This window comes from Escherichia sp. XD33 (assembly GCF_019375075.1).
Taxonomy (GTDB): domain Bacteria; phylum Pseudomonadota; class Gammaproteobacteria; order Enterobacterales; family Enterobacteriaceae; genus Enterobacter; species Enterobacter flexneri_A.
Map to the genome: position 1 here is coordinate 1 of NZ_JAENDM010000077.1, position 11,530 is coordinate 11,530.

Below are 11,530 nucleotides of genomic sequence, written 5' to 3' on the forward strand. Positions count from 1 at the left end.
ATAACGGGAGGCGCTGTGGCTGATTTCGATAACCTGTTCGATGCTGCCATTGCCCGCGCCGATGAAACGATACGCGGGTACATGGGAACGTCAGCCACCATGACATCCGGTGAGCAGTCCGGCGCAGTAATACGTGGTGTTTTTGATGACCCTGAAAATATCAGCTATGCCGGACAGGGCGTGCGCGTTGAAGGCTCCAGCCCGTCCCTGTTTGTCCGGACTGATGAGGTGCGGCAGCTGCGGCGTGGAGACACGCTGACCATCGGTGAGGAAAATTTCTGGGTAGACCGGGTTTCGCCGGATGATGGTGGAAGCTGTCATCTCTGGCTTGGGCGGGGCGTACCGCCTGCCGTTAACCGTCGCCGCTGAAAGGGGGATGTATGGCCATAAAAGGTCTTGAGCAGGCCGTTGAAAACCTCAGCCGTATCAGCAAAACGGCGGTGCCCGGTGCCGCCGCAATGGCCATTAACCGCGTTGCTTCATCCGCGATATCGCAGTCTGCGTCACAGGTTGCCCGTGAGACAAAGGTACGCCGGAAACTGGTAAAGGAAAGGGCCAGGCTGAAAAGGGCCACGGTCAAAAATCCGCAGGCCAGAATCAAAGTTAACCGGGGGGATTTGCCCGTAATCAAGCTGGGTAATGCGCGGGTTGTCCTGTCCCGCCGCAGGCGTCGTAAAAAGGGGCAGCGTTCATCCCTGAAAGGTGGCGGCAGCGTGCTTGTGGTGGGTAACCGTCGTATTCCCGGCGCGTTTATTCAGCAACTGAAAAACGGCCGGTGGCATGTTATGCAGCGTGTGGCCGGGAAAAACCGTTACCCCATTGATGTGGTGAAAATCCCGATGGCGGTGCCGCTGACCACGGCGTTTAAACAGAATATTGAACGGATACGGCGTGAACGTCTTCCGAAAGAGCTGGGCTATGCGCTGCAGCATCAACTGAGAATGGTAATAAAGCGATGAAACATACTGAACTCCGTGCAGCCGTACTGGATGCACTGGAGAAGCATGACACCGGGGCGACGCTTTTTGATGGTCGCCCCGCTGTTTTTGATGAGGAAGATTTTCCGGCAATTGCCGTTTATCTCACCGGCGCTGAATACACGGGCGAAGAGCTGGACAGCGATACCTGGCAGGCGGAGCTGCATATTGAAGTTTTCCTGCCTGCTCAGGTGCCGGATTCAGAGCTGGATTCGTGGATGGAGTCCCGGATTTATCCGGTGATGAGCGATATCCCGGCACTGTCAGATTTGATCACCAGTATGGTGGCCAGCGGCTATGACTACCGGCGCGACGATGATGCGGGCCTGTGGAGTTCAGCCGATCTGACTTATGTCATTACCTATGAAATGTGAGGACGCTATGCCTGTACCAAATCCTGTAATGCCGGTGAAAGGTGCCGGGACCACCCTGTGGTTTTATAAGGGGAGCGGTGACCCTTATGCGAATCCGCTTTCAGACGTTGACTGGTCGCGTCTGGCAAAAGTTAAAGACCTGACGCCCGGCGAACTGACCGCTGAGTCCTATGACGACAGCTATCTCGATGATGAAGATGCAGACTGGACTGCGACCGTGCAGGGGCAGAAATCTGCCGGAGATACCAGCTTCACGCTGGCGTGGATGCCCGGAGAGCAGGGGCAGCAGGCGCTGCTGGCGTGGTTTAATGAAGGTGATACCCGTGCCTATAAAATCCGCTTCCCGAACGGCACGGTCGATGTGTTCCGCGGCTGGGTCAGCAGTATCGGTAAGGCGGTGACGGCGAAGGACGTGATCACCCGCACGGTGAAAGTCACCAATGTGGGACGTCCGTCGATGGCAGAAGATCGCAGCACGGTAACAGCGGCAACCGGCATGACCGTGACGCCTGCCAGCACCTCGGTGGTGAAAGGGCAGAGCACCACGCTGACCGTGGCATTCCAGCCGGAAGGCGTAACCGACAAGAGCTTCCGTGCGGTGTCTGCGGATAAAACAAAAGCCACCGTGTCGGTCAGTGGTATGACCATCACCGTGAAAGGTGTTGCTGCAGGCAAGGTCAACATTCCGGTTGTATCCGGTAATGGTGAGTTTGCTGCGGTTGCAGAAATCAACGTCACCGCCAGTTAATCCGGAGAGTCAGCGATGTTCCTGAAAACAGAATCATTTGAACATAACGGCGTGACCGTCACGCTTTCTGAACTGTCAGCCCTGCAGCGTATTGAGCATCTTACCTGGTTGAAAGAGCAGGAAAAAAAGGCTGAATCCAGTGGCAACCTGCAGGTGTCTGTAGAGGATCTTATCAGAGGCGGGGCGTTTCTGGTGGCGATGTCTCTGTGGCATAACCATCCGCAGAAGACAAAGCTGCCGTCCATGAATGAAGCCATTAAACAGATTGAGCAGGAAGTGCTTACCACCTGGCCCACGGAGGCAATTGCTCAGGCTGAAAACGTGGTGTTACGTCTGTCCGGAATGTCTGAGTTTGTTGTGAATAATGCCCCTGAACAGGCAGATGACGCCGGGCCTGCAGAGCCTGTTTCTGCGGGAAAGTGTTCGACGGTGAGCTGAGTTTTGCCCTGAAACTGGCGCGTGAGATGGGGCGACCCGACTGGCGTGCCATGCTTGCCGGGATGTCATCCACGGAGTATGCCGACTGGCACCGCTTTTACAGTACCCATTATTTTCATGATGTTCTGCTGGATATGCACTTTTCCGGGCTGACGTACACCGTACTCAGCCTGTTTTTCAGCGATCCGGATATGCATCCGCTGGATTTCAGTCTGCTGAACCGGCGCGAGGCTGACGAAGAGCCTGAAGATGATGTGCTGATGCAGAAAGCGGCAGGGCTTGCCGGAGGCGTCCGCTTTGGCCCGGACGGGAATGAAGTTATCCCTACTTCCCCGGATGTGGCGGACATGACGGAGGATGACGTAATGCTGATGACAGTATCAGAAGGGATCGCAGGAGGAGTCCGGTATGGCTGAACCGGTAGGCGATCTGGTCGTTGATTTGAGTCTGGATGCGGCCAGATTTGACGAGCAGATGGCCAGAGTCAGGCGTCATTTTTCCGGTACGGAAAGTGATGCGAAAAAAACAGCGGCAGTCGTTGAACAGTCGCTGAGCCGACAGGCACTGGCTGCACAGAAAGCGGGGATTTCCGTCGGGCAGTATAAAGCTGCCATGCGTATGCTGCCTGCACAGTTCACCGACGTGGCCACGCAGCTTGCAGGCGGGCAAAGTCCGTGGCTGATCCTGCTGCAACAGGGTGGTCAGGTTAAGGACTCCTTCGGCGGGATGATCCCCATGTTCAGGGGGCTTGCCGGTGCGATCACCCTGCCGATGGTGGGGGCCACCTCGCTGGCGGTGGCGACCGGTGCGCTGGCGTATGCCTGGTATCAGGGTGACTCAACCCTGTCCAATTTCAATAAAACGCTGGTCCTTTCCGGTAATCAGGCGGGACTGACGGCAGATCGTATGCTGGCCCTGTCCAGAGCCGGGCAGGCGGCAGGGCTGACGTTTAACCAGACCAGCGAGTCACTGACGGCGCTGGTGAATGCCGGTGTGCGTGGTGGTGAGCAGTTTGAGGCAATCAGCCAGAGTGTGGCGCGTTTCTCCTCTGCATCCGGCGTGGAGGTGGACAAGGTCGCTGAAGCCTTCGGGAAGCTGACCACTGACCCGACGTCTGGGTTGACGGCGATGGCGCGCCAGTTCCATAACGTGACGGCGGAACAGATTGCGTATGTTGCTCAGTTGCAGCGTTCCGGCGATGGGGCCGGGGCATTGCAGGCGGCGAACGAGGCCGCAACGAAAGGGTTTGATGACCAGACCCGTAAACTGAAAGATAACATGGGTACGCTGGAGACCTGGGCAGACAAGACTGCACAGGCATTCAAATCCATGTGGGATGCGGTGCTGGATATTGGCCGCCCGGACTCCTCTGCTGATATGCTCGCCAAAGCTGAAAAGGCTTTTGATGAAGCGGATAAAAAATGGCAGTGGTATCAGAGCCGGAGCCACCGGCGCGGTAAAACGTCAGCATTTCTTGCCAATCTCCGGGGGGCATGGGAGAAGAGAGCGAATGCGCAACTTGGGCTTTCCGCCGCCACGTTGCAGGCAGATCTTGAAAAGGCCAGTGAGATGGCAGCAAAAGATCGGGCCGAGTCTGAGGCATCACGGCTGAAATATACCGAAGAGGCGCAGAAGGCTTACGAACGCCTGCAGACACCGCTGGAGAAATATACCGCCCGCCAGGAGGAACTGAATAAGGCTCTGAAAGACGGAAAAATCCTGCAGGCAGATTACAACACGCTGATGGCGGCGGCGAAAAAGGACTATGAAGCGACGCTGAAAAAGCCGAAGCAGTCCGGCGTGAAAGTGTCTGCGGGCGATCGTCAGGAAGACAGTGCTCATGCTGCCCTGCTGACGCTTCAGGCAGAACTCCGGATGCTGGAGAAGCATGCCGGAGCGAATGAGAAAATCAGCCAGCAGCGCCGGGATTTGTGGAAGGCGGAGAGTCAGTTCGCGGTACTGGAGGAGGCGGCGCAACGTCGCCAGCTGTCTGCACAGGAGAAATCCCTGCTGGCGCATAAAGATGAGACGCTGGAGTACAAACGCCAGCTGGCTGCACTTGGTGACAAGGTTACGTATCAGGAGCGCCTGAACGCGCTGGCGCAGCAGGCGGATAAATTCGCACAGCAGCAACGGGCAAAACGGGCCGCTATTGATGCGAAAAGCCGGGGGCTGACTGACCGGCAGGCAGAACGGGAAGCCACGGAACAGCGCCTGAAGGAACAGTATGGCGATAATCCTCTGGCGCTGAATAACGTCATGTCAGAGCAGAAAAAGACCTGGGCGGCTGAAGACCTGCTTCGCGGGAACTGGATGGCAGGCCTCAGGTCCGGCTGGAGCGAGTGGAAAGAGAGTGCAACGGACAGTATGTCGCAGGTTAAAAGTGCTGCCACGCAGACCTTTGATGGTATTGCACAGAATATGGCGGCGATGCTGACCGGCAGTGAGCAGAACTGGCGCAGCTTCACCCGTTCCGTGCTGTCCATGATGACAGAAATTCTGCTTAAGCAGGCAATGGTGGGGATTGTCGGGAGTATTGGCAGCGCCATTGGCGGAGCTGTTGGTGGTGGCGCATCGGCGTCAGGCGGTACAGCCATTCAGGCAGCTGCGGCGAAATTCCATTTTGCGACCGGAGGATTTACGGGAACCGGCGGCAAATATGAGCCTGCGGGGATTGTTCATCGTGGTGAATTTGTCTTCACGAAGGAGGCAACCAGCCGGATTGGCGTGGGGAATCTTTACCGGCTGATGCGCGGCTATGCCACCGGCGGTTATGTCGGTACACCGGGCAGCATGGCGGACAGCCGGTCGCAGGCGTCCGGGAAGTTTGAGCAGAATAACCATGTGGTGATTAACAACGACGGCACGAACGGTCAGATAGGGCCACAGGCGCTGAAGGCGGTTTATGACGTAGCCCGTAAGGCGGCAATGGATGTTGTGACCGGGCAGATGCGTGATGGTGGCCTGTTCTCCGGAGGTGGACGATGAAAACCTTCCGCTGGAAAGTGAAACCCGGTATGGATGTGGCTTCGGCCCCTTCTGTAAGAAAGGTGCGCTTTGGTGATGGCTATTCACAGCGAGCGCCTGCCGGGCTGAATGCCAACCTGAAAACGTACAGCGTGACGCTTTCTGTCCCCCGTGAGGAGGCCACGGTACTGGAGTCGTTTCTGGAAGAGCACGGGGGCTGGAAATCCTTTCTGTGGACGCCGCCTTATGAGTGGCGGCAGATAAAGGTGACCTGCGCAAAATGGTCGTCGCGGGTCAGTATGCTGCGTGTTGAGTTCAGCGCAGAGTTTGAACAGGTGGTGAACTGATGCAGGATATCCGGCAGGAAACACTGAATGAATGCACCCGTGCGGAGCAGTCGGCCAGCGTGGTGCTCTGGGAAATCGACCTGACAGAGGTCGGTGGAGAACGTTATTTTTTCTGTAATGAGCAGAACGAAAAAGGTGAGCCGGTCACCTGGCAGGGGCGACAGTATCAGCCGTATCCCATTCAGGGGAGCGGTTTTGAACTGAATGGCAAAGGCACCAGTACGCGCCCCACGCTGACGGTTTCTAACCTGTACGGTATGGTCACCGGGATGGCGGAAGATATGCAGAGTCTGGTCGGCGGAACGGTGGTCCGGCGTAAGGTTTACGCCCGTTTTCTGGATGCGGTGAACTTCGTCAACGGAAACAGTTACGCCGATCCGGAGCAGGAGGTGATCAGCCGCTGGCGCATTGAGCAGTGCAGCGAACTGAGCGCGGTGAGTGCCTCCTTTGTACTGTCCACGCCGACGGAAACGGATGGCGCTGTTTTTCCGGGACGTATCATGCTGGCCAACACCTGCACCTGGACCTATCGCGGTGACGAGTGCGGTTATAGCGGTCCGGCTGTCGCGGATGAATATGACCAGCCAACGTCCGATATCACGAAGGATAAATGCAGCAAATGCCTGAGCGGTTGTAAGTTCCGCAATAACGTCGGCAACTTTGGCGGCTTCCTTTCCATTAACAAACTTTCGCAGTAAATCCCATGACACAGACAGAATCAGCGATTCTGGCGCACGCCCGGCGATGTGCGCCAGCGGAGTCGTGCGGCTTCGTGGTAAGCACGCCGGAGGGGGAAAGATATTTCCCCTGCGTGAATATCTCCGGTGAGCCGGAGGCGTATTTCCGTATGTCGCCGGAAGACTGGCTGCAGGCAGAAATGCAGGGTGAGGTTGTGGCGCTGGTCCACAGCCACCCCGGTGGTCTGCCCTGGCTGAGTGAGGCTGACCGGCGGCTGCAGGTGCAGAGTGATTTGCCGTGGTGGCTGGTCTGCCGGGGGACGATTCATAAGTTCCGCTGTGTGCCGCATCTCACCGGGCGGCGCTTTGAACACGGGGTGACGGACTGTTACACGCTGTTCCGGGATGCTTATCATCTGGCGGGGATTGAGATGCCGGATTTTCATCGCGAGGATGACTGGTGGCGTCACGGTCAGAATCTCTATCTGGATAATCTGGAGGCCACAGGGCTGTATCAGGTGCCGTTGTCATCAGCACAACCGGGCGATGTGCTGCTGTGCTGTTTTGGTTCATCGGTGCCGAATCATGCCGCCATTTACTGTGGTGATGGCGAGCTGCTGCACCATATTCCTGAACAACTGAGCAAACGAGAGAGGTATACCGACAAATGGCAGCGACGCACACACTCCCTCTGGCGTCACCGGGCATGGCGCGCATCTGCCTTTACGGGGATTTACAACGATTTGGCCGCCGCATCGACCTTCGTGTGAAAACGGGGGCTGAAGCCATTCGGGCGCTGGCCACACAGCTCCCGGCGTTTCGTCAGAAACTGAGCGACGGCTGGTATCAGGTACGGATTGCCGGGCAGGATGTCAGCACGTCCGGATTAACGGCGCAGTTACATGAGGCTCTGCCTGACGGCGCTGTGATTCATATCGTTCCCAGAGTCGCCGGGGCCAAGTCAGGTGGCGTATTCCAGATTGTCCTGGGGGCAGCCGCCATTGCCGGATCATTCTTTACCGCCGGAGCCACCCTTGCAACATGGGGGACAGCCATTGGGGCCGGTGGTATGACCGGCATTCTGTTTTCTCTCGGTGCCAGTATGGTGCTCGGCGGTGTGGCTCAGATGCTGGCACCGAAAGCCAGAACTCCCCGCACACAGACAACGGATAACGGTAAGCAGAACACCTATTTCTCCTCACTGGATAACATGGTTGCCCAGGGCAATGTTTTGCCTGTTCTGTACGGTGAAATGCGTGTGGGGTCGCGGGTGGTTTCTCAGGAGATCAGCACGGCAGACGAAGGGGATGGTGGTCAGGTTGTGGTGATTGGTCGCTGATGCAAAATGTTTTATGTGAAACCGCCTGCGGGCGGTTTTGTCGTTTATGGAGCATGACGAATGGGTAAAGGCAGCAGTAAGGGGCATACCCCGCGCGAAGCGAAGGACAACCTGAAGTCCACGCAGTTGCTGAGTGTGATCGATGCCATCAGCGAAGGGCCGGTTGAAGGTCCGGTGGATGGATTAAAAAGCGTGCTGCTGAACAGTACGCCGGTGCTGGACACTGAGGGGAATACCAACATCTCCGGTGTCACGGTGGTGTTCCGTGCCGGTGAGCAGGAGCAGACACCGCCGGAGGGGTTTGAATCCTCCGGCTCCGAGACGGTGCTGGGTACGGAAGTGAAATATGACACGCCGATCACCCGCACCATTACGTCTGCAAACATCGACCGTCTGCGCTTTACCTTCGGTGTACAGGCACTGGTGGAAACCACCTCAAAGGGTGACAGGAATCCGTCGGAAGTCCGTCTGCTGGTTCAGATACAACGTAACGGTGGCTGGGTGACGGAAAAAGACATCACCATTAAGGGCAAAACCACCTCGCAGTATCTGGCCTCGGTGGTGGTGGGTAGCCTGCCGCCGCGCCCGTTTAATATCCGGATGCGCAGGATGACGCCGGACAGCACCACAGACCAGCTGCAGAACAAAACGCTCTGGTCGTCATACACCGAAATCATCGATGTGAAACAGTGCTACCCGAACACGGCACTGGTCGGCGTGCAGGTGGACTCGGAGCAGTTCGGCAGCCAGCAGGTGAGCCGTAATTATCATCTTCGCGGGCGCATTCTGCAGGTGCCGTCGAACTATAACCCGCAGACGCGGCAATACAGCGGTATCTGGGACGGAACGTTTAAGCCGGCATACAGCAACAACCCGGCCTGGTGTCTGTGGGATATGCTGACCCACCCGCGCTACGGCATGGGGAAACGTCTTGGTGCGGCGGATGTGGATAAATGGGCGCTGTATGTCATCGGCCAGTACTGCGACCAGTCAGTGCCGGACGGTTTTGGCGGCACGGAGCCGCGCATCACCTGTAATGCCTACCTGACCACGCAGCGTAAGGCGTGGGATGTGCTCAGTGATTTCTGCTCGGCGATGCGCTGTATGCCGGTATGGAACGGGCAGACGCTGACGTTCGTGCAGGACCGACCATCAGATAAGGTGTGGACCTATAACCGCAGTAATGTGGTGATGCCGGATGATGGCGCGCCGTTCCGCTACAGCTTCAGCGCCCTGAAGGACCGCCATAATGCCGTTGAGGTGAACTGGATTGACCCGAACAACGGCTGGGAGACGGCGACAGAGCTTGTTGAAGATACGCAGGCCATTGCCCGTTACGGTCGTAATGTCACGAAGATGGATGCCTTTGGCTGTACCAGCCGGGGGCAGGCACACCGCGCCGGGCTGTGGCTGATTAAAACGGAACTGCTGGAGACGCAGACCGTGGATTTCAGCGTGGGTGCTGAAGGGCTTCGCCATGTACCGGGCGATGTCATTGAAATCTGCGATGATGACTATGCCGGTATCAGCACCGGTGGTCGCGTGCTGGCGGTGAACAGCCAGACCCGGACGCTGACGCTCGACCGTGAAATCACGCTGCCATCCTCCGGTACCACGCTGATAAGCCTGGTTGACGGAAGTGGTAATCCGGTCAGCGTGGAGGTTCAGTCCGTCACCGACGGACTTAAGGTGAAAGTGAACCGGGTTCCTGATGGCGTTGCAGAATACAGTGTGTGGGGGCTGAAGTTGCCGACGTTGCGTCAGCGCCTGTTCCGCTGTGTGAGTATCCGTGAGAACGATGACGGCACGTATGCCATCACCGCCGTGCAGCATGTACCGGAAAAAGAGGCCATCGTGGATAACGGGGCGCACTTTGACGGCGACCAGAGCGGCACGGTGAATGGTGTCACGCCGCCAGCGGTGCAGCACCTGACCGCCGAAGTCACCGCAGACAGCGGGGAATATCAGGTGCTGGCGCGCTGGGACACGCCGAAGGTGGTGAAGGGCGTGAGTTTCCTGCTTCGCCTGACCGTGGCAGCGGATGACGGCAGTGAGCTGCTGGTCAGCACGGCCCGGACGGCGGAAACCACATACCGCTTCAGGCAACTGGCGCTGGGGAACTACAGGCTGACAGTCAGGGCGGTAAATGCCTGGGGGCAGCAGGGTGATCCGGCGTCGGTATCATTCCGGATTGCGGCACCGGCAGCGCCTGTCACTATTGAACTGATACCAGGGTATTTTCAGATAACAGCGGTCCCGAAACTGGCTGTATATGACCCGACGGTGCAGTTTGAGTTCTGGTTCTCGGAAAAGCGGATTACCGATATCAGGCAGGTTGAAACCACAGCCCGCTATCTTGGCACGGCGCTGTACTGGATAGCTGCCAGTAGCAATATTAAGCCGGGTTATGATTATTACTTTTATATCCGCAGCGTGAATACCGTTGGTAAATCGGCATTTGTGGAGGCCGTCGGTCGGGCGAGCGATGATGCGGAAGGTTATCTGAATTTTTATAAAGGGTTGATCAATAAAACGCATCTCGGAAAGGAACTGCTGGAAAACTTTGAGCTGACGGAAGATAACGCCAGCAAACTGGAGGAGTTTTCGAAAGAGTGGAAGGACGCCAACGATAAGTGGAATGCCATGTGGGGCGTCAAAATTGAGCAGACCGAGGACGGCAAACATTATGTCGCGGGTATTGGCCTCAGCATGGAGGACACGGAGGAAGGCAAACTGAGCCAGTTCCTGGTTGCCGCTAACCGTATCGCGTTTATTGATCCGTCTAATGGCAACACAAGACCAATGTTTGTTGGTCAGGGCGATCAGATATTCATGAACGACGTGTTCCTGAAACGCCTGACGGCTCCGACCATTACCAGCGGCGGTAATCCTCCGGCATTTTCCCTGACACCGGATGGGCGGCTGACGGCGAAAAATGCCGATATCAGCGGTAACGTGAATGCGAACTCCGGGACGCTCAACAACGTCACGATTAACGAGAACTGTCGGGTTCTGGGAAAACTGTCCGCGAACCAGATTGAAGGCGATATTGTCAAAACAGTGGGTAAGGCTTTCCCGCGGGACTCCCGGGCACCGGAGCGGTGGCCATCAGGGACCATTACCGTCAGGATTTATGACGATCAGCCGTTTGACCGGCAGATTGTTATTCCGGCGGTGGCATTCAGCGGCGCTAAACATGAGAGAGAGCATACTGATATTTACTCCTCATGCCGTCTGATAGTGCGGAAAAACGGTGCTGAAATTTATAACCGTACCGCGCTGGATAATACGCTGATTTACAGTGGCGTTATTGATATGCCTGCCGGTCACGGTCACACGACGCTGGAGTTTTCGGTGTCAGCATGGCTGGTGAATGACTGGTATCCCACAGCAAGTATCAGCGATTTGCTGGTTGTGGTGATGAAGAAAGCCACCGCAGGCATCAGTATCAGCTGAATTTTATAACCCAGATACGGGCGCCAGAAATGGCGCCTTTTTTATTGCAGAAAAGCGAGAGGTAATTATGCGTAAAGTTTATGCAGCTATTTTGTCCGCAGCCATCTGTCTGGCCGTATCAGGTACGCCTGCATGGGCGTCTGAACACCAGTCCACACTGAGCGCAGGGTATCTTCATGCCCGTACGAACGTACCCGGCAGCGATAA

General features: G+C 56.7%; 13 protein-coding genes. All 13 read left to right on the forward strand.

Annotation, left to right across the window (positions count from 1 at the left end; all coding sequences use genetic code 11):
• The first annotated feature begins 15 nt into the window (after nucleotides 1–15).
• Complete coding sequence (locus K0778_RS23445; protein WP_000753007.1) at nucleotides 16–369, forward strand: head-tail joining protein; 354 nt, start codon at nucleotides 16–18, stop codon at nucleotides 367–369.
• 11 nt (nucleotides 370–380) lie between these two features.
• Nucleotides 381–959 (forward strand): phage tail protein, encoded by a 579-nt coding sequence (locus K0778_RS23450; protein WP_000975070.1) that lies wholly within the window; start codon nucleotides 381–383, stop codon nucleotides 957–959.
• Nucleotides 956–1,351, forward strand: a complete 396-nt coding sequence (locus K0778_RS23455) for a phage minor tail U family protein (RefSeq protein ID WP_000683145.1) — start codon at nucleotides 956–958, stop codon at nucleotides 1,349–1,351. Before K0778_RS23450 ends, K0778_RS23455 begins: the two co-directional genes overlap by 4 nt.
• Before the next feature lie 7 nt (nucleotides 1,352–1,358).
• Nucleotides 1,359–2,099 carry a phage tail protein gene (locus K0778_RS23460; RefSeq protein ID WP_153449138.1) on the forward strand — a complete coding sequence of 247 codons (741 nt, stop codon included), beginning with the start codon at nucleotides 1,359–1,361 and terminating at the stop codon, nucleotides 2,097–2,099.
• Nucleotides 2,100–2,114: 15 nt separating this feature from the next.
• Nucleotides 2,115–2,537 carry a phage tail assembly chaperone G gene (gene gpG / locus K0778_RS23465; protein ID WP_153449139.1) on the forward strand — a complete coding sequence of 141 codons (423 nt, stop codon included), beginning with the start codon at nucleotides 2,115–2,117 and terminating at the stop codon, nucleotides 2,535–2,537.
• On the forward strand, nucleotides 2,519–2,953 hold the full coding sequence (locus tag K0778_RS23470) for a phage tail assembly protein T (RefSeq protein ID WP_000459458.1): 435 nt from the start codon (nucleotides 2,519–2,521) through the stop codon (nucleotides 2,951–2,953). The genes gpG and K0778_RS23470 overlap by 19 nt, the downstream gene beginning before the upstream one ends.
• Nucleotides 2,946–5,525, forward strand: coding sequence for a phage tail tape measure protein (locus K0778_RS23475; RefSeq protein WP_153449140.1), 2,580 nt, complete (start codon nucleotides 2,946–2,948; stop codon nucleotides 5,523–5,525). Before K0778_RS23470 ends, K0778_RS23475 begins: the two co-directional genes overlap by 8 nt.
• Nucleotides 5,522–5,851 (forward strand): phage tail protein, encoded by a 330-nt coding sequence (locus K0778_RS23480; RefSeq protein ID WP_000847347.1) that lies wholly within the window; start codon nucleotides 5,522–5,524, stop codon nucleotides 5,849–5,851. Before K0778_RS23475 ends, K0778_RS23480 begins: the two co-directional genes overlap by 4 nt.
• Nucleotides 5,851–6,549, forward strand: a complete 699-nt coding sequence (locus K0778_RS23485) for a phage minor tail protein L (RefSeq protein WP_001152639.1) — start codon at nucleotides 5,851–5,853, stop codon at nucleotides 6,547–6,549. The genes K0778_RS23480 and K0778_RS23485 overlap by 1 nt, the downstream gene beginning before the upstream one ends.
• Before the next feature lie 5 nt (nucleotides 6,550–6,554).
• On the forward strand, nucleotides 6,555–7,298 hold the full coding sequence (locus K0778_RS23490; RefSeq protein WP_153449141.1) for a C40 family peptidase: 744 nt from the start codon (nucleotides 6,555–6,557) through the stop codon (nucleotides 7,296–7,298).
• Nucleotides 7,295–7,867: a tail assembly protein gene (locus K0778_RS23495; protein ID WP_232044483.1), complete on the forward strand. Its 573-nt coding sequence runs from the start codon at nucleotides 7,295–7,297 to the stop codon at nucleotides 7,865–7,867. Before K0778_RS23490 ends, K0778_RS23495 begins: the two co-directional genes overlap by 4 nt.
• 60 nt (nucleotides 7,868–7,927) lie before the next feature.
• On the forward strand, nucleotides 7,928–11,323 hold the full coding sequence (locus K0778_RS23500) for a phage tail protein (protein WP_153520315.1): 3,396 nt from the start codon (nucleotides 7,928–7,930) through the stop codon (nucleotides 11,321–11,323).
• A 67-nt stretch (nucleotides 11,324–11,390) separates the two neighbouring features.
• Nucleotides 11,391–11,530: Ail/Lom family outer membrane beta-barrel protein (locus tag K0778_RS23505; RefSeq protein WP_153449173.1), on the forward strand; the 140-nt coding region annotated here is incomplete at its 3' end.